Consider the following 25540-nt stretch of genomic DNA (forward strand, 5'->3'; position numbering starts at 1 on the left):
TAGCCAAAGGGCGGTTAAATTTGAGTGAAATTTAAAAAATGCGGGAGTAAATTTGAGGAAATTTGAAGTAAAAGAAAAAATTTAGCCGAAAAGCTCGGCTAAATTTGAGAAATCTTAGTGTAAGCTCTCGATGTAGCTAAGCGCGCTAAGGGCCGCTACGGCGCCGTCTCCCGCGGCTACGATGACTTGCTTTGGCGCATCTTTTCTGATGTCACCCGCGGCAAATAGCCCAGGCACACTAGTTTGCATCTTTAGATCGACGCTGACTTGGCCGCCGTCCTCGGTTTGGCATACGAATTCGCCGTTTTCTTGGCGAAGGACGTCGTTGTTTACGTTAAGTCCGACGAATACGAAAACGCCCGGCACTTTTAGATCGCGCTCGCCCTCTTTCGTGTTTATGATTAGGCCTGCAAGACCTGCTTTGTCGCCGTAAGCTTGCTTGATCGTGGCGCTCGTGATAAATTCGATTTTGGCGTTAGCGCGAGCCTTTTCTAGCGTGACGGGCGCTGCGCGAAACTCGTCTCTGCGGTGGATGATGTAGACGCGCGAGCAGATTTTGGCTAGATATAAGGCCTCCTCGATCGCCGTGTCGCCGCCGCCTAGAACCGCGACTTCTTTGTTTTTATAGAAAAATCCGTCGCAAGTCGCGCACGTGCTCACGCCTCTACCGAAAAACTCGTCCTCGCCCGCAAAGCCTGCGCGGCGCGGAGTGGAGCCGGTGGCTACGATGACTGCTTTGGCCTGCTCTTCTTTGCCGCCTTCAAGCTTGACCGTGAAGCTGCCGTCGGCGTTTTTTACCACGCGCTCGACGCCCGCCATCTCGTGCTTTAGTCCAAAATGTGTGCACTGTGCGACCCACGTGCTCATGAAGTCTATGCCGCTCTCGCCAGGAGCTTTTTGGCCGGGATAGTTTTCTATCTCAGAGCTACTCGTGATCTGGCCGCCTGGCATACCTTTTTCAAACATTACGACGTTTTTTAGTCCGCCGCGAGTGGCGTAAAGGCCTGCGCTAAGTCCTGCAGGACCGCCTCCGATGATCGCTAAATCTAACATATTTTTTCCTTTAAATTTTATTTATTTTTGAATCTTGTTTATAAATGCCGCCCTTTTGCGCCTTTAGCTCCACGCTGGCGGGCAAAGACGTGATATTTAGGACGTGCATCAGCTTTAAAATCGTATTTATATCCGACGCGACGAAATTTATATTTCCATCGCTAGGCGCGCGTTTTTGGAGTAAATCCACGGCGACGATTTTTAAATCCTTGCTTGAAGTTTTTAAAATTTCCTTCCAATCTGATTGGTTGGAGCTAAAAACCACGAGTAAAAATTTATCGTCCTGCGGCGCGAAAATTTGAGCCTGCTCGTAAAAAACCAACTCGCTAAAATTTACGAATTTATACTGCGAAAATCTGTAATTATTGTAAGCAAATACGCCTGCTACCAGCGCTGCACCGATAAAAGACGCAAAAACGGAGGTGAGAGGAAGCAGGCTTCCTCCTCGTCTAAAAACCATTAAAGAAGCGAATTTATCTTATCGGCGATGGCTTGTTTTGATTGTGCGCCGACCATTTGCTCTACGACTTCGCCGTTTTTGAAAAATAGAAGCGTAGGGATCGAGCGGATGCCAAATTCTACGGCAAGGTCTTGCACTTCGTCGGTGTTTACTTTGCAAATTTTAGCTTTGCCCTCAAACTCCTCGGCTAGCTCGTCGATAACCGGAGCAAGCATACGGCAAGGTCCGCACCAAGGTGCCCAAAAATCTACTAGCGCGACGCCCTCTTTAGCGACGTCAAAATTCGCAGTCGTTAGTTCTATGTATTTTCCCATTTTATTCTCCTTTTTTAAAGATAGTTGTAATTATACACGAAAGTATTTAAATTTTAGCTAAATAAGAATTTTTACAAACTAATATTTTCTATCCACTTTATCTCGCTCTTTTTTATCGCGATCAAATCGACCTGAAAATCGGCATTTGCGCTGTTTTGCAGCAGATAAAAATCGATAGTTTTTAAAATTTTATTAAATTTAGTGGGCGTGAGGCGATACTCTGCCTCGTAGTCGCCCTGCGTAGCTTTGATTTCAACGAAGCGCAAAATGCCGTCTTTTTTAGCGATGACGTCGATCTCACCAAATTTGGAGCTAAAATTTCTAGCGAGTATCTCGCAGCCGTTTTTTAGCAAAAACTCGCAAGCCAGATCCTCGGAGCTTTTGCCGAAAAGATACGCTCTAAGCCCCAAATTTTACTCTTCTATCCTCATCATAAAAGGCTTTTCTTTTACGAACTCTTGCTCTTGCAAAATTTCCATAGTGCGCCTCACGTCCTTTTCCACGCTCGTGTGCGTCGTGAAAAATAGCGTCGCATACGGACTTTCGTCCTTTGGTTTTTGTAGCAGGCTATCGATAGAGAGGTTGTTTTCGCTCATTAAATTCGTGATTTTAGCCAGCACGCCGACCTTGTCCTCGACCCTGAGCCTAAAATAATACTTCGTACGAATTTCGCTCGGATCCAAAAGTTCGAGAGCATTTAGCTCAAACGGCGCCTTGTAGCCTAGCATCGGGGATTTGCCGTCTCTGGCTATATCGATGAGATCACTGATGACCGAGCTCGCCGTCGCAGGACCGCCCGCGCCCGGACCGTAAAACATCGTCTCGCCGACTGCGTCGCCCACTACGCTCACGGCATTTGTCACGCCGTCGGTTTTGGCTATCATTTTATCTTTTGGTACGAGTGCTGGATGTACTCGCAGCTCGACCTTGTCGCCGGTTTTTTTGGCGATGGCGAGCAGTTTGATGACGTACTCGAAATCGTTAGCAAAAAAGATATCCTCGGGCGTGATACCTTCGATGCCCTCTATCAGGATGTCTTCGGGGTTGCCGTGTACGCCGTATGCGATGCTGGCTAGGATCAGTAACTTGTGCGCCGCGTCAAATCCACCTACGTCAAAGGTTGGATCGGCCTCGGCGTAGCCTAGCTCCTGGGCTTTTTTTAGAGCGTCCGCGAAATTTGAACCCTTGCTCATCATCGAGGTTAGGATGTAGTTGCTCGTGCCGTTTAAAATCCCGTTGATGCTTAGGATGTGATTTGCGCTAAGGCCCTCGCGAAGGGCTCTGATGATAGGTATGCCGCCGGCGACGCTAGCCTCGAAGCCAAACGGCGTATTTTGCGCCAAATTTTGCAAGGCGTAGCGGTGATAGGCTAGTAGCGCTTTGTTTGCCGTTACGACGGCTTTTTTGCGCTCTAAAATTTGACTGACGACCCTAAACGGCTCCTCGACGCCGCCCATGAGCTCGACGAAAACGTCAATATCGTCGCGCTTTATGACGCTATCTATATCGTCCGTGAGCGGGATGGCGACGTCTCTTTTTTTGTTTAAATTTCTAACGACGCCGATGACCGGAACTATCTCTTCGCCGCATCTTGCCGCGATTAGTTTTTTGTTTTGGAGTAAAATTTTAGCTACGGCTTCTCCGACCGTGCCGACGCCTAAAATGGCTATATTCATGCAAATTCTTTCAGATATTTTTTGACATTTCGCGCCGCTTGGCGGATGCGGTTTTCGTTCTCGATGAGAGCGAGGCGCACGTAGTCGTTGCCGCCCTCGCCAAAACCGATACCCGGGCTCACCGCGACGCTAGCTTTTGTTAAAAGCTGCTTTGAAAACTCGAGACTGCCGATGTTTCCGACTTGCGGTGGGATTTTTGCCCAGATGAACATACTCGAGCTTGGCTTATGCATCTCCCAGCCCGCACTTGCAAAGGCTTCTAGCATCACGTCGCGGCGTTTTTCGTAAATTTGACGGATATCCTCGACGCAGCTTTGATCGCCGTCTAGTGCAACTGTGGCGGAGACTTGGATCGGGGTAAACATGCCGTAATCGACCCATGATTTTATCTTTTTAAGAGCTGCGCAAAGGCGCTTGTTTCCGCATAAAAATCCGACGCGCCAGCCCGCCATATTGTAGCTTTTTGATAGCGTGTAGCACTCGACGGCAACGTCTTTTGCGCCCTCAACCTCAAATATGCTTGGCGTCTTGTAGCCGTCAAACGTGAGGTCCGCGTAGGCGATATCTGAGATCACGTAAAAGCGCTCTTGTTTACTCATCGCCACTAGCCGCTCGTAGAAGCTCTTTTGCACGGTTACTGTCGTCGGGTTGTGCGGGAAATTTACGACGACGTATTTAGGTTTCGGAGAGCTTGAGCGGATCGTGTGAAGCAGGTCTTCGAAAAATTTGTTTTCGTCAAGCTCAAATTTGTCGTTGTATTTTAGCGGCATCTTTGCCACGCTACCGCCGGCAAATAAAAACGCCTGCGTGTGAATCGGGTATGCGGGATCGGGCACTACGGCGACGTCGCCAGGATTTACTATCGCTTGGGCTAGATGTACAAAGCCCTCTTTGCTGCCCATAACGGCGACGGCCTCGGTATCGGGGTCTAAATTTACGCCGTATTTGCGCTTGTACCAGTTGCAGATGGCTAGGCGAAGTTTGTAGATGCCAGCGCTCGCCGAGTAGCCGTGGGTTTTGTCTTTTTGCGCGCTTTCGCAGAGTTTATCGACGATGTGCTGAGGCGTGCGACCCTCCGGGTTTCCCATCGAAAAGTCGATGATATCTTCGCCCGCTCGGCGCGCGGCCATTTTTATGGCGTTTACCTCGGCAAATACGTAGTTTGGAAGTCTTTCAATCGTATTAAATCTAATCTCGTCAAACATAAATTTTTCCTTATTCTAGGTAGATTTTGAGCCCTCGTTTGATATTTTCTAAGCTGACCGCATCGTCGATCATCAGATATTTTGCGTTTTGCGGGAAGGAAACTTTCAGACTATTTATAGCCTTGTCGCTTCGTTTTTCCTCGAGTAAATTTAAACTTTTATCCAAAATTCTCACGACGGCGAACCAACGATCCTCGGCGCTAGCGCTTATCGTCGCGCTTTTTGCGCCGCTAATGTCGATGAGATAGGGTTCGAGCGGTTTTGAGAGTTGGACTTCTTGCGAAAACTGCACGGGAGTTTGGTTTATAGATGAATTTGACGCGTCGATAACGTACTCGTAGGACAGCTCGCCGGATCTGTTTATATCTGTTATTTCGGTGCCGCTTTCTTTAAAGGCAGAGTAGAGCGAGCCTGGGTCAGGGATAAATTTAGTATCTACAGTCACTCCCCAAGTAGCACCGCCGGCATTAGAAAATTCGCTCGTTAAGATATCGTTGTAGCCTAGTCCATTTAGAGCATCTTTTGCGATTTTCATGATAAGTAGCGGGTTGTTTTGGCGCGAGATAAATTTGATATTTACCTTTACATTTTGTTTGTAGGATAGGCGTAGGAGCGAATTTGACTTTAAAACATTTGAAATTTTAGCAATGTCGGGCTTGCCGTTTGCATTTAGATATGCAGAGCCGTCGCCAAAGAGCTGAGTTGCTTTTGTGCTATTTTGACCAAGCAAGCCGCCTGCTATATCCACCACGCTGCCCGCAAGGCAAAAAGCCGCGCTAGCAGTCAAAACTAAAAGCTTTTTTACCACGATTTGCCCTTATTTAGTGCTACAAATTCGTCGTATGTGAGCGGCGTAACTTTATCTTTTTCGACCAAAAAGCGCTTTGGATTATCGCCGCTAAATTTGATATTTTGATCGCCGATTTCTAAATTTATCTCTCCGTGTCCTGTGACGATGAGTTGTTTTTTGCCTATTTCAATGGAAACGGCATTTGAGGCATTTTGAGATTTCTTTTTGTTGTCGTCCAAATTTATCACGCCGAGCCAAACTTTTCTTCGTGGAACGACTTTTATCTCGCTTAGTCCGTTTAGTTGGTATACATCGCCGCTTTTAGGCGTTACTTGGACTGCGGTGGATGCATTTTCGTCGGCCAAATTTGAAACCTGTTCATTCTGTAAATTTTTACTTACGTCTTGCTCTGCGGGTTTTGATTGCGTGCTTGTAGAAACCGCCACATTAAACTCTGGCAAGGGTTGCTCTACTTGGGTAACGGCAAAATTTGAAGCATTCTCTTCGATTTTATTTATCTCGTCTTCTTGTTTAGGAGCAGAGGAGACACTTATCGTGATATTTGCGTCTTTGATGGAGTCTAAATTTTTAGTCGCCTGTTGCACTACGTTTGTATCGGAGTAAGTCACGCTTTTGTTTTTGTCCTCAAAGAAACTCGAGAGGTCGCCGATGTATTTTTGGGGCTCGAAAAAGTAAATTAAAGCGCCGATCGCGCAAATAGCGATGATGCCGCCCAGCATACCGCCGTAAGACGATTTATCGTTTGCGGTATAGGCCGGAATTTTAGGCGATATGGTTATGGTTTTGTGCTTTAACTCGCTCTCGTGCTCGGCTATGAACGTCTCGTATTCTCGCATCCACGATGAAAAGTCGATATCAAGCTCGCGCTCCAGAATTTTAACAAAACCCTTGACGTTAAAACGTGCCAACTTTTCAAAATTTTTATCGGCGATGTAACCTAGATATTCTGCCTCGATGTGCGTTCTTCTGGCGACCTCGCTAAGCCCTAATTCTTTTAGTAAACTTATGTCATTCATTTATAATCCTATCGCAAAGTATGGCAAACGCAGCCGAGACGTTTAGGCTGTCCCAGTCGTTTTTCATTTTTATTCCTACTATCTCGTCGCTTTTGGCAAGGACTTTTTTGTGCAAACCTTCGCCCTCGCTACCCATCACGAGCGCGACTTTTTGGTCAAATTTGACTTCATGAGCGTTTTTGCCGCCGCTTGCCGTGGCGTAAATTTTAAATCCAATCTGTTTTAGTTCGTTTAGCAAGCTAAGACCGTCTTCGACAAGAGAGATATTTGCCTCGTAGGCAGCTCCGCTACTAGCTCGCAATACGCCTTCCATCGCCAAATTTTTAGCGACGACGACGATGCCTCCGCAGCCCAGCGCATACGCTGTTCGGACTATAGCACCGATGTTTCCGACATCACTAAGTCCGTATAAGATCGCTATAAAATTTTGTTTTTTTATCTCGTCGATACTTTTAAACTCAAACTCCTCAACTTCGGCTAAAAAGCCTTGGTGATTGCCGCCGTGTGCGAGAGCTTGGGCTTTTTGATTATCCACGCGCTTTATCGGCGCGCCGACGCCTACGATCTGTGAAAATAGCGCCTTGTCGCACTCTTTGGCGAGGTAGACCGTTTTGACGCTTTTTTTGTAGTTTTTTATGATGTGCAAAAATAGCTGTTTTCCGTATATTACCATCGCCTGATAATAGCTAAAAATCGGTAAAATTTAGCTAAATTTTCGGATGAATTCGCTGTTTGTTTGAGTCTGCGAGCAAGTTTTAGCGGGTGAGCTCGGAGTAAATTTCTTTGGCGTTTCGACCTGTGATTTTGGCTAGCAGTTTAGACTTGGCTTTGGGTGAAATTTCAAGTTCCAAAATATCGTTTTGAGTGATTTTCTCAAAGGTAAAATTTGGATTTTTTTGCACTACGACGCACCACTCGCCGCTCAAATTTGCCTCTTGCAGCTTTTTTGCCAACTCGCTTGCCGTGGCTCTAAATTTAGTTTCAAATTTCTTTGTTGCTTCTTTTATGGCAAATATTTCTCTATCCGGCTCAAGTTTGGCAAAGTCCAAAATAAGCGAAAGTATGCGTTTGGGACTTTCGTAGATTGCCGCAGGAAACGGCGAATTTAGCGCATTTTGGATAGCCGCGGCTCGCTCTTTGCCGTTGTTTGGTAAAAATCCTAAAAAGCAAAATTCTTTTTCGCAAAGACCGCTTGCAACGACGGCTAAGAGTGCGGCATTTGAGCCGCTTAATACTTCATACGCGATACCGTTTTTTATAGCAAAATTTACGAGCGCGGCTCCCGGATCGCTGATGCCCGGCATGCCTGCATCGCTTAAAAAGGCTACGTTTTTATCAAAAATTTCAAGCTCGATTTTAGATAAAATTTCATCTTCGTTATGCGTGTGTAGCGGGATAAATTTTTGGATATTTATATTTGCGTCAAAACGCGTGTTTAGCAGGTTTATGAGGGATTTTGCGATTCTGGTATCTTCGCAAAAGAGTATCTCGCATTCGCGTAAAACGCTCAAAGCGCGAAGCGAGATATCGCTTAAATTTCCTATCGGCGTAGGAACGAAATATAGCAAAGGGTTATTTTAAGTTATATTTTTTCTTAAATTTATCAACGCGGCCTGCGCTATCTACGATCTTTTCGCTGCCTGTGAAAAACGGATGGCACTCTGAGCAGATATCCACTCTGATCTCGCCTTTGTTTGACTTCGTAGTGAAGGTGTTACCGCAAGCGCAAGTTACTTTGCACTCAACAAATTCCGGATGAATTTCTTTTTTCATTTTTTGTCCTTTTATCGTCTGATTTTTTAATTTTCATTTAAAGTAAGGCGAGATTATACAAAAAACTTCGTAAAAAATCAAATTTAAATTAAAATTTTAGCCGCTATGCCTAAAATCGCCGTTTGCGAGCGCAAAATATTTTTTGCTCTCAGCCCGTATTTTTTCGCGACGGCTTCTCGCTCGCTCTGGCTAAATCCGCCCTCAGGTCCGATCGCTAAAATTTCCTTGCCCGCATAGCCGTCTAGATTTTCGCCCTCAAAGTCGACAAGAGCGACGTTTGGATAAAATTTGACCAGCTCGTCCAGGCTTTTATAAATTTCAAATTTCATCAAATCGTTTCGTCCGCACTGCTCGCACGAGCTTATCAAAATGCGCTCTAGGCGTAAAAAATCAAGCTTAAAGTTTTTTTGCGAAAATTCGCCGTAAAAAAAGACGATTTTAGCTACACCCATTTCATTTAGGCCAGGCAGCGTTTTTTCGATCGTTTTTGGATCGACGACGGCCCAGGCTAGCGTTAGATCGCTATTTCGTGCTTCCACGTCGTGCGAAAATATCAAATTTAGCTCCGCGCCTCTTTTGTCTAAATTTACGATTTCATAGATGTGGTTTTGTCCGTCGGTCAAATTTCGCACGTCGATGCGCTCGCCTACCTTAGCGCGCCGCGCCTTCAGGTGTAAAAACGCCTCGCCATCAAGCCTAATTTGCTCGTTTTTGACCTCTTTTGAATATAAAAATTTCATCTCACCCCGCTTGCAATTAGTATCAAAACAAAATCGGCCGGGATTTTTAGGCGCATTTTGGCTCTAAAAACGGCGAAATTTTTAGTTTTCATCGCCGTTTTTAGCTGCTTAAACTCCATCGCCCCAAGCCCAATAAGCAGCGTCCAAACCGCGATCATTACGAGAGCCTTGAGGCTCGGATAAAAGTAAAAAACGCTCATCAAAAGTAGCCCCGTAAGCATCATCGCGGCCAAAAACGCGTAGTAGGTAGGCAAAAACAGTCTGATGCGTTTAGCGTAGGCTGGCGAGTTTATGCCGAAATTTATCAGGCAAAAGTGCGCCGCGACTAAGGCCAAAAGCGCAAAGGCAAGCCCGATGTGAATGGAGCGCGCCAGCTCGTAGAGCTCTGATAGATGCTCGTTAAATTTCATTTTTCGGGCACCGGCTCTGGCGGCATATTTTCGTCAATACTTACGTTTGCGTCGCTTTGCGCGATAGGTACGTCGCTAGGCACCGTGCCGCCAAGATCCAGCGACGCGGGCTCCTTTTTCTCCTCGCAACCGCCAAAAAACAGCGCCGCCAGCGTCAAAATCGCAAAAATTTTCCTCATTTGCGCTAGACCTCCTTTGGATTTACTATTTTTTTGCCTAGCTTGATTTTCTCAAACAACTCCTCGTCCTCCCACTCGGCTCTAACGCCCTCGGAAAAGACGATCTCGTTCAAATTTACCTCGCCCATTTTGGCGTTATACGCGTCCTCTCTAAAGCACTGCGCATAGCCCGTGTCGGTCTCGTGGACGATGACGCTGTGAAGCTTCACTTCGCGCTCGCCGTTTTGCATCTGCGTAGTTTTTAAAAGCCTATCGATCATAACGAAAAATATCCTGCAAAACTGCTCTGCAGAGGGATTTAGTGGGATCTCGATCCAGCGCGCAGAGTGCTTTTTGAGATCGTTTTTGTACTCCGCACTATCTCCGCTAAATATCGTCGTGCAGTGATCGAAGCTGTCGATGATGCAGCCGATGTCACGTTTCATCAGGCCAAAGTCATACACCATTCCCGCATTATCAAGAAAATTTGACTCAAGTAAAATTTCAGCTCTGTAAGAGTGCCCGTGGATGCTGGTTTTGCAGCGTTTTGAGCTACAAAATCTAACGATGTGAGCGTTTTCAAATTTAAACATTTTTCTTATTATCATCTTGGCTCCGTTTATTAAATTTGCGTTTTGTGCCGTAAAGATGCGGGTAATGCCGCCTAAATTTACGCTTTAAACCCCTTCTTTTGCGCCCCAAAGCCTGATATGCAGGCGATCGGAGTAGTTAAAACCGTGCTTGATTGCAAACTGCGCGACGGATAGGGCGTTTTGCTCAAGGCTTATTTTATCATAACCTTGCGGCATACAAAAGACTTCCGCGTCGCAAATGCCTAAAATACGCGAAATTTGCGCTATCGCCGAACCATCCTCTGTGCCTTTTTTATCAAGGACGAATTTATAAAAACTACCCGCGGCGTTTTGTTTTATCGCTTTTAGCGCGGCGGGATTTATGCGCCTAGCCTCGCTTTCGCCGCTGTTTTCGAGCTTGACGCTAACGGCAAAGCGGCATCTTTTATAAGTCTCAAATTTGGCAAAATCCACCTCGATCGTACCGTTTGTTTCAAAGTGCGGCTCGTAGCCCTCGTCAAGAGCAAAACTTAAAAAATCTAGCAAAATTTGGTTTTTGTGATGCAGTAGCGGTTCGCCGCCCGTGATGACGATGATGGGCTTGCGGCGCAAATTTACGCTCAAATTTTGCGTTATTTTTATAAGTTCGTCGGCGCGTGTGATTTTTTGATATGAAAAATGTCCCGTAAAAACCGCGCGGATCGTGTCGCAGCCAGTTAGCGTTTCGCCGGTTTTGGGCGAAACGGTCCGCACGCCAAAGCCCGCGCAGTTTAGGTTGCAGCCCGCAAACCGCAAGAAAATTGCCAAACGGCCGCTGCTCGCGCCTTCGCCTTGGATACTTAGAAAACTCTCGACCAGGTTTAAACTCAAATTTCGCCTTTTAAATTTTGGTCGATTATAGCAAAATTTGAAGGGTAGTTTTACGGAGTTAAGCGGATTTTACGTCAAATTTGAGCGGGTTTTGTTAGAAAACGGCGGTAAATTTATAGGTAAAATATAAAATTTGGATGTAGTTAAATTTGATTAAAATTTAATAAAAGCGGGCTAAATCCACGCCAAATTTGACGTAAATTTAGCCAAAATTTCAGCCGCCCGTTTGGTAAAAGGCGCGGCTTGAGGTCTCGTTTTGGGCGCCGATAGCCCACTTGTTTTCTTTTGGCTTGTTTTGCAACACTTGGCGCAAGATCTCGCTAGCGCCCGCGATATCGCCTTTTCTTACGGCATCTTTTATGCTCATCGCATCCTCGAAGTATAGGCACGGAATGAGATGTCCCTCGGCCGTGAGGCGGATGCGGTTGCAGCTCTCGCAAAAGTCGTGTTTGTGCGGGTCGATGACGCCAAAGGTATAGCCGTCCTCTAGTCGGTAGATGCTAGCTGGACCCGTCGGGATTTTTTCGGCCGCTTCAAAGCGATATTTTTTTGCGATAACGTCTAAAATTTCAGCCGATTTCATGCCTTTTAGCTCGTCCGTTGCGTGTATGTTTTCCATATACTCTATAAAGCGAATCTGACAACCCATGGAGCGCGCAAACTCTAGCAAAGAGACGATCTCGTCGTCGTTTACGCCTCTTAGCGCGACGGTGTTTAGCTTGACTTTTAGCCCGGCTTCAAGCGCCGCGTCAAGGCCCGCTAAAACCTCGTGTAAAACGCTTTTTTGCGCGAGAAATTTGGCCTTTTCGGTTTTTAGGCTATCAAGCGACATATTTATGCGCTTTAAACCCGCGTTTTTTAGGGCTTTTGCGTAGTGTTTGAGCATAAAGCCGTTTGTCGTGATGGCTAGATCGACGTCCGGGCTGTGCTCGTTTATCATCGCGATAAATTTGTCCAAGTCCTTACGTAGTAGCGGTTCGCCGCCGGTTATGCGGATTTTTTTTACGCCTTCGTCTAGGCAGACTTTGACAAATAAAAACAACTCCTCAAAGCTCAGTAAATTTTCCTTCGGCTCCCAGCTAAACGGAGTTTTAGGCATGCAGTATTTGCATCTAAAGTTACATCTTTGCGTGACAGAAATACGCAGATAATCAACAGTTCTTCCGTGTCCGTCTATTAACATTTTTCGCCCTTAATTTTATCAAAAAGAATTGTTTTTGATTTGGTTAAAAGGCATTATAGGAAGTTAAGCTTTAAAATTTTTTAAAATTCGCGTATGAAAATAATGTTATTTTTTTATATTTCGCGCCCGAGTTTTAACACTATATCAGCTCCCGCAATTTTAGCGTCAGCTCGACCTTGCCCACACCCACGCACAGCTCTTTTGCGATACTTTCGACGCTTTTGCCTTCGCTATACATCTGCACTATGCGCTTTTCGTCGTCTTCGCCGTTTGGAGCGGAGATCTTGCTAATGCTTTTTGTGCGCTCTTCAAGCGTAAATAGCCTATCTTGTTGTTGGCTTTGGAAGCTATCTATCGAGCTTTCGATGCCTTGGAGGGTGTTTATTATCGGGGTTATTTTTTGATTGATTTTTTCATTTAGACGCTGTTCGAGGTTGCTTTCTAACTGCACTACGTCAAATTCGACCGGCTCGCTGTTTTGATTAAAATTCGCAACCTGTTTTTTTACGGCGTGAAGCTCTTGTATCAGGCTTTCGATAGCTTTTTCGTATCTTGAAAATTTTCTCGAGGCCTCTAAATCTTTTATAAAAACCAGCACGAAAAGCACCGTTAAAATCAGCCCGAAAATGACAAATATTATCAAATCGTTACTCATCGTTCATCTCCTTTAGTTCTCTTATCATAGCGCGCTCTCTGGCCGTCACGTAGCCGTTGTAGTCGCTCTCGTCGCTCTCGTTTATGCGCGTGATTTTGGCGGTTTTCTCATCTAGCGCCTCAAAAAATATCGCCACGTCTCGCTTTGGGAAAATAGGCATAAAAATGCGCCCGTAGTATCCGGCGCCGTTTTTAAATTTAGCCTCTTTTATCCTAAAATTTTCAAAATTTATCCCGTCCAGCACGCTAGATTGAGCAAGCTCGAGCTTTATAAATTTTTCATTTTTTATGTAGGCGTTTAGCTCGTCAAATTTACGGTGAAGCTCGACGAGTAGCGTCAGTATCACCTGATCGCTTTCCTTCGTGTCGCCCTTTGCTTTGGCTCGCTTCATCCACGCTCCTAGCGGATCGTCCTCGTTGCCACTTAGCTTGTCGAATTCGCGTAAAAACTCGCGCTCGCGCTCGCCGATTTCCTCAAAAACTATGTCTAAATTTGCCGGGACCAGTCTCATAAGCTAGCCCAAACGAAAACAAAAAAAAGTATGCCAAGATAACCGTTTAGCGTGAAAAACGCGCGATCTATCTTGCTAAAATCCCGCCTAACGATGCGGTGCTCGGCTATTAGGACGCCCCCGCAAAGCAAAATGCCCGCAAAGGCCGCCGCGCCAAGCCCTCCGGCCCACGCAAAAAGCAGCCAAAAGATCACGGCCGTAGCGTGAAAGATCGCCGAGATAAACATCGTAGCCTTTTGGCCGTAAACGCTAGGGATGCTAAAAAGCCCGTGCTCGCGGTCAAATTCGATATCCTGAAGCGAATAAAGCAGGTCAAATCCCGCCACCCAAAACATCACGCCAAGGCAGAGCAGCATGCTAAAAAGCGGTATCTCGCCAGTAACCGCGACGGCTCCGGCGATGGGCGCAAGACCTAGCGAGAGGCCAAGGACTAGGTGCGCTAGCTCGCTAAAACGCTTAAAAAGCGAATATCCGCCAAGTACGGCCAGGATCGGAAAGCTCAGCCAAAACGCAAGATCGTTTACGAGATAGGCGACAAGCACGAAGATAGCGGCGTTTGCCGCGATAAAAATCTGCAAATTCGTCTTGCCGATACGCCCGTCCACGCTTGGGCGATTTGCCGTGCGCGGGTTTAGTTTGTCGATGTCCTCGTCCTTGTAGCGGTTAAAAGCCATCGCGAAATTTCGCGCCGAAACCGCGCAAAGAACGCCCAAAATAAGCAATTTCCAGCCAAACCAAGCCGAGCCGTTTACCTGCGCGCTCGCCGTTATCATCGCGGTAAATATAAAAGGCAGCGCGAAAATCGAGTGCTTAAAGACGATTAGTTCGTTAATATCTTTTAAAATATTTATAAATTTTTGCATAATCTTCCTGAAATTTTTGCTTTATTTTATCTTATAAAAGCGTAAATTGTGATAAAATTTGAGCAGATTCACGAATTTTAAGGCATTTTTATGAAAGAACTCGCCATCATCGGCACCACGGCTAGCGGAAAAACGGCGCTCGCGCTAAAGCTAGCAAGCGAATTTAATGGAGTGATTCTGAGTCTTGATTCGCTTTGCGTTTATAAATTTATCGATATCGCAAGCGCCAAGCCCAGCGCAGCCGAGCTAGCCTCGGTGCCGCATTTTGGGGTAAATTTGCTGATGCCTGATGAGCATTTTGACGTCGGGATGTTTTTTGATGTTTATAAAATGGCTCGCGAATTTGCGCAAAAAAACGGCAAAAACTTATTTATAACCGGCGGCAGCGGATTTTATCTAAAGGCGCTGCTATCGGGTCTCACACCTAAATTTGAGCGCGTAGAAAGCGGCCTAAGCAACGCTCAAATTTACGAGCTAGTTTCAAGCCTTGATCCCGAATTTGCCGCCAAATTTAGCGCAAACGACACCTACCGCTTGCAAAAGTGGTTTGATATCCACTCCTTTTTGCGCTCTAGCGGGCGCGGCGAGGCTCCAAGCTCGTATCTGTGCGAAAATACCCTAGCCCCCGTCGCGTCAAATTTGGCGATTTTCGAGCTTAGCTGGGATCGTGACGAGCTAAGAGCGCGCATCAAAGAGCGCACGCGAGCAATGTTTGAGCAGGGTTTGCTGGATGAGGCGCGTGAGCTGTTTGTGCGGTATCCGCAGCGACCAAAGCCGCTAAACTCGGTCGGACTAAAAGAGTGCGGAGGGTTTTTGCGAGGCGAGATCAAAACCCAGACCGAGCTGGAGGAGCTCATCTGCACGCATACGGCGCAGCTAGCCAAGCGTCAGCGGACGTTTAATAGATCGCAGTTTGAGAGTAAATTTAGCGGCAGTGTCGGGGAGTGTGAGGAGAAAATCACAGAATTTTTGAGTGATTGATTCTGATTTGCGGCTCGTCTTTTGAGTGTCTTTGAATGAGCTAGAAATTTCCTCCCTCGATGAACTACATGTTCTATCTTCGGTCGAAAATTTCTTCGCAACATTCAAATCCATCTCAAAATACTTCGCCTTGACTTTTTATGCTCAAATTTGAAGTCAAATTTACAAATTTGAGTCACCGAGACCCGCACCTTGAAAATTCTAAAATTTATAACCACTCAACTTTAATCAAATTTGCAGTTAAATTTAGTAAAATCGGCAAAAATTATTCAAGACAAAATAGGCGTAGTTTAAATAAATTTTTCTTGCCCACAAAGGAGCGGACTGGTCGTCCGTGACTGCGGCGGGTATGGAAAAATTTATTCTAAAATCCGTCATTTATGGGGAATTATAATGTTAGTTCATATTTGCTGCTCCGTCGACAGTCACTATTTCCTGCAACGCCTGCGCGCCGACCGTCCGCACGAGCGTCTCGTCGGCTATTTCTACGACCCCAACATCCACCCGTATAGCGAGTTTTTGATGAGGTTTCGCGACGTAAAAAGAAGCTGCGAAAAGCTGGGCGTCGAGCTCATCTGCGGCGAATACGAATATGAGGCGTGGCTAGAGGGCGCAAAGGGCCTTGAAAACGAGCCTGAAAAGGGCAAGCGCTGTGCTTATTGCTTTGATTTTCGCGTGGGAAATTCGGCCCAAAAAGCGCGCGAACTAGGCGAAAAATCCATCACTACGACGCTGCTGATGAGCCCGAAAAAGGATTTCTCGCAGCTAGAAGCGGCGCTAAATAAGGCCGCTAGAGAATACGAACTAGAAACATTTGCCGTGGACTACCGCGCGGGCGGCGGCACGAACGCGCAGTTTGAGCTTGCAAAAAAAGATAAACTCTATCATCAAAACTACTGTGGCTGTATTTTCGGGCTTAGCAAGCAGCGCGAGGCGCAAAAACTGCCGCTTAGCGAGCTGATGAGCGAAATTAGCGGGCGAGTGATGCCAGGCGGCATCGAGGAGCGGCTGGAGCTTTATGAAAAGGTGCGCGAGTGCGAGGCTGCGGGCGTGCCGTTTCATCTATCGCGCAAGTACTTCCTAAACTACCGCCTGCTGCGCGCCTACGTCAAATTTGGCGGCTCGGTCGTGCCGTCGTATTTTCTGCTTTACTCGCATTTTAAGCGCGAAAACGTCAAATTTAGCGTGAGCGAGGCGGCGCAAATTTGCGACGAGCTGCGAGACGGCGTGACGCTACTAAATTTGGCTAAATTTAACGAGCTCTCGGGCGAAAATTTCGCTAGCGTAAACGAGCTTTGTCGCCGGCCTATCGCGGTATCGCGCGAGCTGGAAATCCGCCGCGAGCTGTGCGGAGAATTTAGCCAAAATCCTATAATCGTGCTGGATGAAATTCGCGCGGGCAGGTACGAAATCTACGCTAAAGACGAGCTTTATAACGATAGTCGCGAGGTTTTGGTAACGCAAATTTGAGCTAAATTTAGCGCACGCGGAATAAAAGACGGATGCCAAAAATTTAGAGGCTAAATTTTGCCCCGACCAAATCAATAATCTTTTTCTTAGCAAAATTTGGCTAAAATCGGCTTTAAATTTTACTCACAAGGTTTAAAGTGATCGACATCGTTGAAATCCAAAAAATACTCCCGCACAGATATCCTTTTCTGCTAATCGACCGAGTGACCGAGCTCGAGCCCGCCAAACACATCGTCGCGTACAAAAACGTCACGATCGGCGAGCCCGTATTTCAGGGGCATTTCCCCGGCCACCCGATATATCCTGGCGTGATGATCATCGAGGGTATGGCGCAAGCCGGCGGCGTGCTCGCGTTTAAGAGCATGAGCGACGAGCATCAAGCAAATATCGAAAATAAAGTCGTTTATTTTATGAGCATCGACGGAGCGAAATTTCGCCATCCGATACGCCCCGGCGACAGGCTCGAGTACCGCCTCGAAGTGCTAAAACACAAAGGCAACATCTGGGTGCTAAAAGGCGAAGCCTACGTGGACGGCACGCTATCATGCGAAGCCGAGCTAAAAGCTATGATCGTAGATAAATAAGCGAGCCAAAATGAGAAATATCCATCCGCAAGCCGTCGTCGAGGACGGCACGAAGATCGGCGAGGACGTAACGATCGAGGCCTACGCCTACGTCAGCAAAGACGCAGTGTTAGGCGACGGCGTACTCGTAAAACAAGGCGCTAGGATCGTGGGCGACACGCATATCGGTGAGGGCGGTAAAATTTACAGCTACGCTATCGTGGGCGACATCCCGCAGGACGTGAGCTACCGCGCCGAGGAAAACACTGGCGTTCGTATCGGCAAAAACGCGACGATCCGCGAGTTTTGCACGATAAACTCGGGCACTCACAAAGGCGACGGGATCACGCGCATCGGCGATAACGCATTTATCATGGCCTACTGCCATGTTGCGCACGACTGCGCCATAGGAAATAGCGTCATCCTAGCAAACAACGCGACTCTAGCCGGTCACGTGGAGCTTGGAGACTACAGCGTCGTTGGCGGTATGACGCCGATACATCAGTTCGTGAGAGTGGGCGAGAGCTGCATGATCGCAGGCGCTAGTGCACTATCTCAAGACGTAGTGCCGTTTTGCCTAGCTGAAGGCAACCGAGCCTACATCAGAAGCTTAAATTTAGTCGGTATCAGGCGAAGGTTTGATAAAGACACGGTTGAAGAGATAAACAAGGCGTATAAATTTTTATTTAGAAAAAGCGGGGATTTAAAGGCTGCGGCTAGCGAGCTTTTAGCTGGCGCAGCAAACGAACAGGTGCGAAAAATGTGTGAATTTATCCTAAGCACCAAGCGTGGTATCCCATTAGCAAAAGGAAGAGAATAATGGTGAGAAAATGTAATTTTTGCGGCGAAGTAGAGTCTGCCCAGAGGAGACTGCTGGCTGATATAGACGGGGCTGCGTTTATATGTGAGCACTGCATCACTGCCGCTTACAAGGTGCTTTACGGCGAGGAGAGCCGCGAGCAAGAAAAAGAAGAGCGAACTAGAGACTATCAAAATTTGACGCCAAAAGAGCTAAAGGCGGTGCTAGATAACTACGTCATCGGTCAAGATAAAGCTAAAAAGGTATTTAGCGTCGGCGTTTATAATCACTACAAAAGAATTTTTAGAAAAGGCGAGATCGAAGACGATACGGAGATCTCAAAATCAAATATCTTGCTCGTCGGCCCTACCGGTAGCGGCAAGACACTGATGGCGCAGACTCTGGCTAAATTTCTAGACGTACCTATCGCTATCTGCGATGCGACTAGTCTAACGGAAGCCGGCTACGTCGGCGAAGATGTGGAAAATATCCTAACTCGCCTTTTACAAGCCGCGGACGGTGACGTAAAGCGCGCCGAGCAGGGCATAGTTTTCGTCGATGAGATCGATAAGATCGCCAGAATGAGCGAAAACCGCTCGATCACGCGCGACGTGAGCGGAGAGGGCGTGCAGCAGGCGCTTTTAAAAATCATCGAGGGCAGTCTCGTAAATATCCCTCCAAAAGGCGGCAGAAAGCACCCTAATCAGGAATTTATCCAGATAGATACCTCAAATATTCTATTCGTCTGCGGCGGTGCGTTTGACGGCCTGGCCGACATCATCGAGCGCAGGATCGGTAAAAACGTGCTGGGATTTGGTCAAGATAAACGTTCTAAAGACGATAGGGAAAATTTGCTAGACGCGCTTGAGAGCGACGATTTGGTGCATTTTGGACTCATTCCCGAGCTCATAGGCAGGCTTCACGTGGTCGCTACGTTAAATAAAATCACCGAAGACGATATGGTGCGAATTTTAACCGAGCCTAAAAACGCGATCTTGAAGCAATACCAAAAGCTTTTTGCGATAGATAGGGCAAATTTGAAATTTGACGATGAAGCTCTAAAAGAGATCGCGAGGCTAGCCATTGAGCGAAAAACGGGAGCCAGAGGGCTACGAAGCATAATGGAAGAGGTGATGACAGATATAATGTACGAACTGCCGGAGCTTGCAGGCTACGACGTGGTGATCACCAAAGAGGTCGTAAACGGCAAAGAAAAGCCGATTTTCGTAAAAAACAATAAAATAAGCGCATAAGGATACAGATGATTTTAGACCAACTAATAGGATTTTTTTCAAGCGATATGGGAATCGATCTAGGCACGGCAAATACGCTAGTTCTAGTAAAAGATAAAGGTATCATCATAAACGAGCCCTCCGTCGTCGCGGTACAACGCGAAAAATACGGCAAGCAAAAAATATTAGCCGTCGGCCACGAAGCAAAAGAGATGGTGGGTAAAACTCCCGGCGACATCGAGGCGATCCGTCCGATGAGAGACGGCGTTATCGCGGATTTTGATATGACGGAAAAGATGATCCGCTACTTCATCGAAAAGACTCACCGCAGAAAAAGCTTCCTACGCCCTCGTATCATCATCTCTGTGCCTTACGGTCTAACTCAAGTCGAGCGTAAAGCCGTGCGCGAGAGCGCGCTAAGCGCGGGAGCTAGAGAGGTATTTTTGATCGAGGAGCCTATGGCTGCGGCTATAGGAGCAAATTTACCGGTACGCGAACCGCAGGGTAATCTAGTCGTCGATATCGGCGGCGGCACGACGGAGATCGGCGTAGTGTCTCTAGGTGGTTTAGTCATCAGCAAGTCTATCCGCACCGCTGGCGATAAAATAGACATGAGCATCGTAAACTACATAAAAGAAAAATACAACCTCCTAATCGGCGAGCGAGCGGGCGAGGATATCAAAATCTCCGTCGGTTCAGCGATTCAGCTTCCCGAGGAGCTTAGCATCGTAGTAAAAGGTCGCGACCAAATCAGCGGTCTGCTAAGCCGCGTGGAGCTAACGAGCGAAGACGTGCGCGAGGCTATGCGCGAACCGCTAAAAGAGATCGCAGACGCCCTAAAAACCGTGCTTGAGATGATGCCACCTGATCTTGCCGGCGATATCGTGGAAAACGGTATCGTGCTAACCGGAGGCGGCGCGCTGATCCGCGGACTTGATAAGTACTTAAGCGATATCGTAAAACTTCCGGTTTTCGTTGCTGACGATCCGTTGCTAGCCGTGGCCAGAGGCACCGGCAAGGCTCTTGAGGAGATTAAATTTTTACAACAACTCGTAAATGAAGAGTAAAATTTTATTCGTCGCTCTTATCGGCGCGCTGGTATTTTTTTCGCTTGATAGAGGCGCGCTGATCTCCGGCTATGTAGTGAATTTAAACAACCGCATAGTCGCCGCCTACGACGACGCGGTCAAATTTGTAAAAGACGGCGTAAACGAGCATTTTAGGCAACGCGAGGAGATAAAGCAGCTTCGCGCTCAAAACGCCGAACTGGAAAAATCGGCGGCTTTGCTTTCAAGCTTCGCAAAGGAGCTAAACGAAATTTTGGTCGATAAAAACTCGACCGCCTATGAGCCTAGAGTACAACTCGTGCGGGCGCTAAGCTACGTAAATATCAGCGACTACGATAAGGTCTGGCTGGATAAATTTAGCGGCTACGACGAGTCTAAAATTTACGGGCTTATTTACCAAGGCAAGAGCGCGGGTATCGTCGTGGGCAAGGACGGCAACCCTATGGCCTTGCTGCAAAACGATCCAAAAAGCATATTCGCCGTATCAATCGGCGAGGAAAAAATCCCGGGCATTGCGCACGGGAGCAAAGACGGAATAACGGTGAAATTTATCCCCCAGTGGCTCAGCCCAAAGGAGGGCGACGAGGTCGTCACGAGCGGGCTTGACGGGATATTTTTCAGCGGGATTTCAGTGGGCAAGGTTACGGGCGTGATCCAAGAGAGCCTATATAAAAGCGCGGCCGTAAAGCCATACGTAAGCATAACTATCCCTTCATATCTATACGTCGTAACAAAGGAAAAATAATGCCAAAAAGAACCGACATCAACACCATTTTACTCATCGGCAGCGGCCCTATCGTCATAGGCCAAGCGTGCGAATTTGACTACAGCGGCACGCAAGCTGCAAAGACTCTAAAGCAACTAGGCTACCGCGTCGTACTCATCAACTCAAACCCTGCCACCATCATGACCGATCCTGATTTCGCCGACGCGACCTACGTCGAGCCGATAACCAAAGAGAGCATCAAGCGCATCATAGATAAAGAAAAGGTCGACGCCATACTGCCTACGATGGGCGGCCAGGTCGCGCTAAACGTCGCTATGCAGCTATACGAAGCGAACATGTTTGGCGGCGTCAAATTTCTAGGCGCAAACCCGCAAGCTATCAAAAAAGGCGAGGATAGGCAGGAGTTTAAAAAGGCGATGCAAAAGATTGGCATGGATCTGCCGCAAAGCCGGTACGCCTACGACATGGACGAGGCGCTAGCCGCAGCAGCGAATATCGGCTTTCCGCTCATTATTCGCGCTAGCTATACCCTAGGCGGCGCAGGCAGCGGCGTAGCGTATAATATCGACGAATTTAAAGAGCTAGCCCAAACCGGCCTAGACGCCAGCCCGATACATGAAATTTTGGTCGAGGAGAGCTTGCTAGGCTGGAAAGAATACGAGATGGAGGTCATCCGCGACCGCAACGACAACTGCATCATCGTCTGCTCTATCGAAAATTTTGATCCCATGGGCGTGCATACTGGCGATAGCATCACGGTTGCGCCCGCTCTTACGCTAACTGATAAAGAGTATCAGGCGATGCGCGACGCGAGTTTTAAAATTTTACGCGAGATCGGCGTGGATACGGGCGGTAGCAACGTGCAATTTGCCATAAACCCAAAAACCGGCCGCATGATCGTGATCGAGATGAACCCGCGCGTGAGCCGTAGCTCGGCGCTAGCAAGCAAGGCTACTGGCTACCCGATCGCCAAGGTCGCGACGCTACTAGCCGTTGGCTTTAGTCTGGATGAGATCAAAAACGACATCACGGGCACGCCTGCTAGTTTTGAGCCCGTTATAGACTACATCGTGACCAAGATCCCGCGCTTTACGTTTGAGAAATTCCCGGGCGCGAACCCATATCTAGGCACCGCGATGAAGAGCGTGGGCGAGGTGATGGCGATCGGCAGGACGTTTAAGGAAAGCATCCAAAAGGCGCTTTGCTCGATGGAAAAGGACTACTATGGATTTAACTTCGTAAATTTGGAGAAAAACGCGCTAATTTACGGCCTTAGAAACGCGAATGAAAGCCGCATTTTATACGTCGCGCAGGCGTTTCGCGATGGGCTTAGTGTGGCCGAAGTGCACGAGATGAGCAAGATTGACCCGTGGTTTTTGGATCAAATTTGGCAGATAGTTAAATTTGAAGAGCGCATCGACATGGACATCCTAAACGACGAGCCGCTGCTAAGAGAGGCCAAAACGATGGGCTTTTCTGACAAGATGATCGCGCATCTGATAAATTTAAAAGACAACCTTGATCTGGGTCAAAACGATATTTATTTCGCGCGCGAGAAAATGGGCATAAATCTCGAATATAACGAGGTTGATACCTGCGCTGGCGAGTTTAAAGCGCTCACGCCGTACCTCTACTCGACGACGAATATCACGAAGCTGCCGTGCCTTTCGTCAAATTTTGCGGAGTCAAATTTGAGCTCAAATTCGGGGCAAAAAGAGAAAAAAGTGATGATCATCGGCGGCGGTCCAAACCGCATAGGCCAAGGCATCGAGTTTGACTACTGCTGCGTGCACGCCAGCTACGCGCTACGCGACATGGGCGTCAAAACCATAATGTATAACTGCAACCCCGAAACCGTCAGCACCGACTACGATACGAGCGATATTTTGTACTTTGAGCCGATTGATTTCGAGCACGTTAGAGCCGTGATCGAGCATGAGAATCCGGACGGAGTGATCGTGCATTTTGGCGGCCAGACTCCGCTAAAATTCGCCAAACGCCTAAGCATAGCGGGTGCGAAAATCATCGGCACCAGCGCGCGCACGATCGACGTCGCCGAGGATAGAAAGAAATTTAGCGAATTTATCTCTAAAATCGGCGTCAAACAGCCACGAAACGACACCGCTACAAGCGAAAAAGAGGCATTAGAAAAGGCCGCCGCTATCGGTTATCCTGTGCTAGTGCGCCCTAGCTACGTGCTAGGCGGCCGCGCGATGAGACGCGTACACAGCGATGAGGAGCTACGCCTATACATGAGCGAGGCGGTCAAGGTCAGCAACCACTCGCCCGTACTAATCGATAAATTTTTACAAGATGCCGTGGAGCTCGACGTGGACGCGATCAGCGACGGCAAGGACGTCTATATCGGCGCCGTGATGCAGCACATCGAGGAGGCGGGCATCCACAGCGGCGACAGCGCGTGCATACTGCCTCCGCTAAATTTGACCCCGCAGATGATCGAAAAGGTAGAAAACCAAACCCGCGACATCGCGCTAAATTTAGGCGTAGTGGGGCTAATGAATATCCAGTTTGCCATCTACGAGAACGAACTTTTCATGATCGAGGTAAACCCGCGCGCTAGCCGTACCGTGCCGTTTGTTAGCAAGGCGACGGGCGTGCCGATGGCAAAGGTCGCCACGCGCGTGATGTGGCAGGGCGATTTGCGCGAGGCGCTTAAATTTTACGATAACTACGGCGCGGTTTACGAGGAGCGCGGCATACTCAAGCCTCGCGTGAAAAATCACGTCTGCGTCAAAGAAGCGGTCTTTCCGTTTAACAAGCTCTCTGGCGCGGATCTAATCCTGGGGCCTGAGATGAAAAGCACGGGCGAGGTCATGGGCATATCAAGCGATTTTGCAAAGAGCTTTGCAAAAAGCCAGATCGCCGCGAGCAACTCGCTTCCTACTGGCGGGCTAGTCTTTTTGACGCTTGCCGACGCGGACAAAAAATACGCCGCAAATTTGGCGCGCGAGCTCATAAATCTCGGCTTTAAAATAATCGCCACGGGCGGAACGTATAAAATTTTAAATGACGCGGGCATAGAGAGCGAGTTCGTCTACAAAATCAGCGAAGGTCGCCCAAACGTCGAGGATAGGCTCAAAAACGGCGACATCGCGCTTGTTATCAACACCAGCGACAGCAAATCAAACAGCGAGGACGGCAAGAAAATCAGGCAAAACATCATGCGATTTAAGATCCCGTATTTCACGACGATGTCAGCGGCTCTAGCGGCGGCTAAATCGTTAAAAAGCGTGCAAGACGGCAGCGCGCTGGAAGTAAAAAGCTTGCAGGAGTATCTTGGATGACGCAAAAGCAATGCGTGATAGAGGCTTTAGCTAAGCTCGGCGGTATGGCTACTTTCTCGCAACTTTACGCTAAGACCGATACTAGCAAATGGGGGACGAAAACTCCGTTTGCTAGTATAAGAGGTATAGTGCAAACTAATAAAGAATTTTATAAAATTAGACCCGGGCTTTGGGGGCTTAAGGATTTCGAGGCGCAAAATACGGCCAAAACCGGCGATGGTAAAAGCGGAATAAATCCGAGTTTTACTCACGCATATTATCAAGGCATTATCGTCGAGATTGGGAATCTAAGGAATTTTCAGACATATGTACCGGCGCAAGATAAAAACAAGCTTTATCTTAATAAAAAATTAACCGAATTAACGACTTTAAAAGAAATTTATAACTTCAGCTATGAAAACATCGTAAATAAAGCAAAAAACGTCGATGCAATATGGTTTAATCGTAGAAATTTGCCCGATGCGTTTTATGAGGTAGAACACAGTACCGACTTTAAAAACTCTCTAAATAAATTTTACGAACTTCAAGACTTTAACGCCAAAATGTTTATAGTAACCGATTTGCAAATAAAAAAGCAATTTGACGGCGTTTTAAAAGATAGCATTTATGAAAGTATAAGCAAAAAGGTAAAGTTTGCTTGCTATGAAGATATCATAAAGCAATACGAAAAAGAGAGCGAAATCGGTAAAATTCCTATGGGAATTTAATGAAAGAATTTGAAGTAGAGATCGTCGAAACTTCGGCGAAGAGAGTCGTTATTAAAGCGAAAAATAAAGAAGAAGCGTGTAAGATCGCCAGAGCGGCTTACGAAAATAGCGAGATTGTTTTAGGTGCGGAGGACTTCGTTTGTGCGGATTTTAAAACGATGACCTGGGACGAGCCGAAAACTAAATTATAGGGATTTTATGGAACCGAATTTAACGAATTTTAGCGACTTTTTACGCTCGCTTAGAAAGACGAACGCGAGCCTTGGCTACTTTACCGACTTTAACAAATGCGGCGAAAATCTAAAAGCCGTTTCTATCAAGCTTCATACGCTTGATTTTTTACTCGGTTCAAAAGATTTGAAAACCGATATTTTCACTCTTAAAATACTCTGAAACCGTTCTAGAGAAATTTACGCCGC

The 25540-nt window shown here is 47.2% G+C and carries 31 protein-coding genes; 11 read left to right on the plus strand and 20 right to left on the minus strand.

Translation table 11 applies throughout. From position 1 onward, the window contains the following. Nucleotides 1–114: 114 nt before the first annotated feature. From Q0394_RS10840 to mqnP, 20 genes are all read right to left on the minus strand, one after another. The gene (locus Q0394_RS10840) at nucleotides 115–1053 is read right to left on the minus strand and encodes an FAD-dependent oxidoreductase (RefSeq protein ID WP_298947607.1); all 939 of its coding nucleotides are present in this window, start codon (nucleotides 1051–1053) and stop codon (nucleotides 115–117) included. 10 nt (nucleotides 1054–1063) lie between these two features. Further along, nucleotides 1064–1513, minus strand: a complete 450-nt coding sequence (locus Q0394_RS10845; protein ID WP_298947608.1) for a hypothetical protein — start codon at nucleotides 1511–1513, stop codon at nucleotides 1064–1066. After that, nucleotides 1513–1827 carry a thioredoxin gene (gene trxA, locus Q0394_RS10850; RefSeq protein WP_002952671.1) on the minus strand — a complete coding sequence of 105 codons (315 nt, stop codon included), beginning with the start codon at nucleotides 1825–1827 and terminating at the stop codon, nucleotides 1513–1515. The genes Q0394_RS10845 and trxA overlap by 1 nt, the downstream gene beginning before the upstream one ends. Before the next feature lie 71 nt (nucleotides 1828–1898). Next, nucleotides 1899–2237 (minus strand): YraN family protein, encoded by a 339-nt coding sequence (locus tag Q0394_RS10855; protein ID WP_298086620.1) that lies wholly within the window; start codon nucleotides 2235–2237, stop codon nucleotides 1899–1901. A gap of 3 nt (nucleotides 2238–2240) precedes the next feature. Next, nucleotides 2241–3503, minus strand: coding sequence for a homoserine dehydrogenase (locus Q0394_RS10860; protein WP_298792601.1), 1263 nt, complete (start codon nucleotides 3501–3503; stop codon nucleotides 2241–2243). After that, nucleotides 3500–4708, minus strand: coding sequence for an LL-diaminopimelate aminotransferase (locus Q0394_RS10865; RefSeq protein WP_298792599.1), 1209 nt, complete (start codon nucleotides 4706–4708; stop codon nucleotides 3500–3502). Before Q0394_RS10865 ends, Q0394_RS10860 begins: the two co-directional genes overlap by 4 nt. 10 nt (nucleotides 4709–4718) lie before the next feature. Further along, nucleotides 4719–5516, minus strand: a complete 798-nt coding sequence (locus tag Q0394_RS10870) for a hypothetical protein (protein ID WP_298947611.1) — start codon at nucleotides 5514–5516, stop codon at nucleotides 4719–4721. After that, entirely contained in the window at nucleotides 5510–6535 is a 1026-nt protein-coding gene (locus Q0394_RS10875) for a phosphatidylglycerophosphate synthase (RefSeq protein WP_298947613.1), read from the minus strand. The genes Q0394_RS10870 and Q0394_RS10875 overlap by 7 nt, the downstream gene beginning before the upstream one ends. Then, nucleotides 6528–7208, minus strand: a complete 681-nt coding sequence (gene rlmB, locus Q0394_RS10880) for a 23S rRNA (guanosine(2251)-2'-O)-methyltransferase RlmB (RefSeq protein WP_298947615.1) — start codon at nucleotides 7206–7208, stop codon at nucleotides 6528–6530. The genes Q0394_RS10875 and rlmB overlap by 8 nt, the downstream gene beginning before the upstream one ends. 82 nt (nucleotides 7209–7290) lie before the next feature. Beyond that, nucleotides 7291–8103 (minus strand): 16S rRNA (cytidine(1402)-2'-O)-methyltransferase, encoded by an 813-nt coding sequence (gene rsmI, locus Q0394_RS10885; protein ID WP_298057481.1) that lies wholly within the window; start codon nucleotides 8101–8103, stop codon nucleotides 7291–7293. 4 nt (nucleotides 8104–8107) lie between these two features. Beyond that, nucleotides 8108–8308, minus strand: coding sequence for a 50S ribosomal protein L31 (gene rpmE, locus Q0394_RS10890; protein ID WP_002952661.1), 201 nt, complete (start codon nucleotides 8306–8308; stop codon nucleotides 8108–8110). 83 nt (nucleotides 8309–8391) lie between these two features. Beyond that, the gene (locus Q0394_RS10895; protein ID WP_298947617.1) at nucleotides 8392–9048 is read right to left on the minus strand and encodes a 16S rRNA (uracil(1498)-N(3))-methyltransferase; all 657 of its coding nucleotides are present in this window, start codon (nucleotides 9046–9048) and stop codon (nucleotides 8392–8394) included. Beyond that, entirely contained in the window at nucleotides 9045–9458 is a 414-nt protein-coding gene (locus tag Q0394_RS10900) for a hypothetical protein (protein WP_298947619.1), read from the minus strand. The genes Q0394_RS10895 and Q0394_RS10900 overlap by 4 nt, the downstream gene beginning before the upstream one ends. Beyond that, nucleotides 9455–9637: a hypothetical protein gene (locus Q0394_RS10905; protein ID WP_002947188.1), complete on the minus strand. Its 183-nt coding sequence runs from the start codon at nucleotides 9635–9637 to the stop codon at nucleotides 9455–9457. The genes Q0394_RS10900 and Q0394_RS10905 overlap by 4 nt, the downstream gene beginning before the upstream one ends. A 5-nt stretch (nucleotides 9638–9642) precedes the next feature. Then, complete coding sequence (locus tag Q0394_RS10910) at nucleotides 9643–10224, minus strand: 6-carboxytetrahydropterin synthase (RefSeq protein ID WP_298947621.1); 582 nt, start codon at nucleotides 10222–10224, stop codon at nucleotides 9643–9645. Nucleotides 10225–10293: 69 nt separating this feature from the next. Then, nucleotides 10294–11058 carry a 7-carboxy-7-deazaguanine synthase QueE gene (locus Q0394_RS10915; protein ID WP_298947622.1) on the minus strand — a complete coding sequence of 255 codons (765 nt, stop codon included), beginning with the start codon at nucleotides 11056–11058 and terminating at the stop codon, nucleotides 10294–10296. Between the two features lie 214 nt (nucleotides 11059–11272). After that, nucleotides 11273–12241, minus strand: a complete 969-nt coding sequence (gene moaA / locus Q0394_RS10920; protein WP_298057467.1) for a GTP 3',8-cyclase MoaA — start codon at nucleotides 12239–12241, stop codon at nucleotides 11273–11275. A gap of 139 nt (nucleotides 12242–12380) precedes the next feature. Next, nucleotides 12381–12896, minus strand: a complete 516-nt coding sequence (locus Q0394_RS10925; protein ID WP_298947624.1) for a hypothetical protein — start codon at nucleotides 12894–12896, stop codon at nucleotides 12381–12383. Beyond that, nucleotides 12889–13407 (minus strand): hypothetical protein, encoded by a 519-nt coding sequence (locus tag Q0394_RS10930; protein ID WP_298947626.1) that lies wholly within the window; start codon nucleotides 13405–13407, stop codon nucleotides 12889–12891. Before Q0394_RS10930 ends, Q0394_RS10925 begins: the two co-directional genes overlap by 8 nt. Then, nucleotides 13404–14270: a menaquinone biosynthesis prenyltransferase MqnP gene (gene mqnP, locus Q0394_RS10935; protein ID WP_298947629.1), complete on the minus strand. Its 867-nt coding sequence runs from the start codon at nucleotides 14268–14270 to the stop codon at nucleotides 13404–13406. Before mqnP ends, Q0394_RS10930 begins: the two co-directional genes overlap by 4 nt. A 90-nt stretch (nucleotides 14271–14360) precedes the next feature. Between mqnP and miaA the strand changes: the two genes are divergently transcribed. The 11 genes from miaA (at nucleotide 14361) to Q0394_RS10990 (ending at nucleotide 25514) form a co-directional block, all read left to right on the plus strand. Then, complete coding sequence (gene miaA / locus Q0394_RS10940) at nucleotides 14361–15251, plus strand: tRNA (adenosine(37)-N6)-dimethylallyltransferase MiaA (RefSeq protein ID WP_298947631.1); 891 nt, start codon at nucleotides 14361–14363, stop codon at nucleotides 15249–15251. 393 nt (nucleotides 15252–15644) lie between these two features. After that, a complete protein-coding gene (locus Q0394_RS10945) occupies nucleotides 15645–16721 on the plus strand; it encodes an epoxyqueuosine reductase QueH (protein WP_298947633.1) in 1077 nt (358 codons plus the stop codon). Between the two features lie 137 nt (nucleotides 16722–16858). Then, nucleotides 16859–17305 carry a 3-hydroxyacyl-ACP dehydratase FabZ gene (gene fabZ / locus Q0394_RS10950; RefSeq protein ID WP_122872832.1) on the plus strand — a complete coding sequence of 149 codons (447 nt, stop codon included), beginning with the start codon at nucleotides 16859–16861 and terminating at the stop codon, nucleotides 17303–17305. 10 nt (nucleotides 17306–17315) lie between these two features. Next, entirely contained in the window at nucleotides 17316–18104 is a 789-nt protein-coding gene (lpxA, locus tag Q0394_RS10955; RefSeq protein ID WP_298947635.1) for an acyl-ACP--UDP-N-acetylglucosamine O-acyltransferase, read from the plus strand. Further along, nucleotides 18104–19336, plus strand: coding sequence for an ATP-dependent Clp protease ATP-binding subunit ClpX (clpX, locus tag Q0394_RS10960; RefSeq protein ID WP_298947637.1), 1233 nt, complete (start codon nucleotides 18104–18106; stop codon nucleotides 19334–19336). Before lpxA ends, clpX begins: the two co-directional genes overlap by 1 nt. Before the next feature lie 8 nt (nucleotides 19337–19344). Continuing rightward, nucleotides 19345–20382, plus strand: a complete 1038-nt coding sequence (locus Q0394_RS10965) for a rod shape-determining protein (RefSeq protein WP_002947212.1) — start codon at nucleotides 19345–19347, stop codon at nucleotides 20380–20382. Then, nucleotides 20372–21127, plus strand: a complete 756-nt coding sequence (gene mreC / locus Q0394_RS10970) for a rod shape-determining protein MreC (protein ID WP_298947639.1) — start codon at nucleotides 20372–20374, stop codon at nucleotides 21125–21127. The genes Q0394_RS10965 and mreC overlap by 11 nt, the downstream gene beginning before the upstream one ends. Then, nucleotides 21127–24414, plus strand: coding sequence for a carbamoyl-phosphate synthase large subunit (carB, locus tag Q0394_RS10975; protein WP_298947641.1), 3288 nt, complete (start codon nucleotides 21127–21129; stop codon nucleotides 24412–24414). The genes mreC and carB overlap by 1 nt, the downstream gene beginning before the upstream one ends. After that, the gene (locus Q0394_RS10980; protein WP_298947643.1) at nucleotides 24411–25121 is read left to right on the plus strand and encodes a hypothetical protein; all 711 of its coding nucleotides are present in this window, start codon (nucleotides 24411–24413) and stop codon (nucleotides 25119–25121) included. Before carB ends, Q0394_RS10980 begins: the two co-directional genes overlap by 4 nt. Continuing rightward, a complete protein-coding gene (locus Q0394_RS10985) occupies nucleotides 25121–25312 on the plus strand; it encodes a DpnD/PcfM family protein (RefSeq protein ID WP_298086723.1) in 192 nt (63 codons plus the stop codon). Before Q0394_RS10980 ends, Q0394_RS10985 begins: the two co-directional genes overlap by 1 nt. A 7-nt stretch (nucleotides 25313–25319) precedes the next feature. Next, a complete protein-coding gene (locus Q0394_RS10990; protein ID WP_234410270.1) occupies nucleotides 25320–25514 on the plus strand; it encodes a DpnII family type II restriction endonuclease in 195 nt (64 codons plus the stop codon). The last annotated feature ends 26 nt before the right edge of the window (nucleotides 25515–25540 follow it).

This window comes from uncultured Campylobacter sp. (assembly GCF_938039205.1).
GTDB lineage: Bacteria > Campylobacterota > Campylobacteria > Campylobacterales > Campylobacteraceae > Campylobacter_A.

Bases quoted from the DNA above. Each gene is read 5' to 3' on its own strand.
- Q0394_RS10840 (WP_298947607.1), bottom strand. From the start codon at position 1,053: ATGTTAGATTTAGCGATCATCGGAGGCGGTCCTGCAGGACTTAGCGCA.
- Q0394_RS10845 (WP_298947608.1), bottom strand. From the start codon at position 1,513: ATGGTTTTTAGACGAGGAGGAAGCCTGCTTCCTCTCACCTCCGTTTTT.
- trxA (WP_002952671.1), bottom strand. From the start codon at position 1,827: ATGGGAAAATACATAGAACTAACGACTGCGAATTTTGACGTCGCTAAA.
- Q0394_RS10860 (WP_298792601.1), bottom strand. From the start codon at position 3,503: ATGAATATAGCCATTTTAGGCGTCGGCACGGTCGGAGAAGCCGTAGCT.
- Q0394_RS10865 (WP_298792599.1), bottom strand. From the start codon at position 4,708: ATGTTTGACGAGATTAGATTTAATACGATTGAAAGACTTCCAAACTAC.
- Q0394_RS10875 (WP_298947613.1), bottom strand. From the start codon at position 6,535: ATGAATGACATAAGTTTACTAAAAGAATTAGGGCTTAGCGAGGTCGCC.
- rlmB (WP_298947615.1), bottom strand. From the start codon at position 7,208: ATGGTAATATACGGAAAACAGCTATTTTTGCACATCATAAAAAACTAC.
- rpmE (WP_002952661.1), bottom strand. From the start codon at position 8,308: ATGAAAAAAGAAATTCATCCGGAATTTGTTGAGTGCAAAGTAACTTGC.
- Q0394_RS10895 (WP_298947617.1), bottom strand. From the start codon at position 9,048: ATGAAATTTTTATATTCAAAAGAGGTCAAAAACGAGCAAATTAGGCTT.
- Q0394_RS10900 (WP_298947619.1), bottom strand. From the start codon at position 9,458: ATGAAATTTAACGAGCATCTATCAGAGCTCTACGAGCTGGCGCGCTCC.
- Q0394_RS10905 (WP_002947188.1), bottom strand. From the start codon at position 9,637: ATGAGGAAAATTTTTGCGATTTTGACGCTGGCGGCGCTGTTTTTTGGC.
- Q0394_RS10910 (WP_298947621.1), bottom strand. From the start codon at position 10,224: ATGATAATAAGAAAAATGTTTAAATTTGAAAACGCTCACATCGTTAGA.
- moaA (WP_298057467.1), bottom strand. From the start codon at position 12,241: ATGTTAATAGACGGACACGGAAGAACTGTTGATTATCTGCGTATTTCT.
- Q0394_RS10925 (WP_298947624.1), bottom strand. From the start codon at position 12,896: ATGAGTAACGATTTGATAATATTTGTCATTTTCGGGCTGATTTTAACG.
- Q0394_RS10930 (WP_298947626.1), bottom strand. From the start codon at position 13,407: ATGAGACTGGTCCCGGCAAATTTAGACATAGTTTTTGAGGAAATCGGC.
- mqnP (WP_298947629.1), bottom strand. From the start codon at position 14,270: ATGCAAAAATTTATAAATATTTTAAAAGATATTAACGAACTAATCGTC.
- miaA (WP_298947631.1), top strand. From the start codon at position 14,361: ATGAAAGAACTCGCCATCATCGGCACCACGGCTAGCGGAAAAACGGCG.
- Q0394_RS10945 (WP_298947633.1), top strand. From the start codon at position 15,645: ATGTTAGTTCATATTTGCTGCTCCGTCGACAGTCACTATTTCCTGCAA.
- lpxA (WP_298947635.1), top strand. From the start codon at position 17,316: ATGAGAAATATCCATCCGCAAGCCGTCGTCGAGGACGGCACGAAGATC.
- clpX (WP_298947637.1), top strand. From the start codon at position 18,104: ATGGTGAGAAAATGTAATTTTTGCGGCGAAGTAGAGTCTGCCCAGAGG.
- Q0394_RS10965 (WP_002947212.1), top strand. From the start codon at position 19,345: ATGATTTTAGACCAACTAATAGGATTTTTTTCAAGCGATATGGGAATC.
- mreC (WP_298947639.1), top strand. From the start codon at position 20,372: ATGAAGAGTAAAATTTTATTCGTCGCTCTTATCGGCGCGCTGGTATTT.
- carB (WP_298947641.1), top strand. From the start codon at position 21,127: ATGCCAAAAAGAACCGACATCAACACCATTTTACTCATCGGCAGCGGC.
- Q0394_RS10980 (WP_298947643.1), top strand. From the start codon at position 24,411: ATGACGCAAAAGCAATGCGTGATAGAGGCTTTAGCTAAGCTCGGCGGT.
- Q0394_RS10985 (WP_298086723.1), top strand. From the start codon at position 25,121: ATGAAAGAATTTGAAGTAGAGATCGTCGAAACTTCGGCGAAGAGAGTC.
- Q0394_RS10990 (WP_234410270.1), top strand. From the start codon at position 25,320: ATGGAACCGAATTTAACGAATTTTAGCGACTTTTTACGCTCGCTTAGA.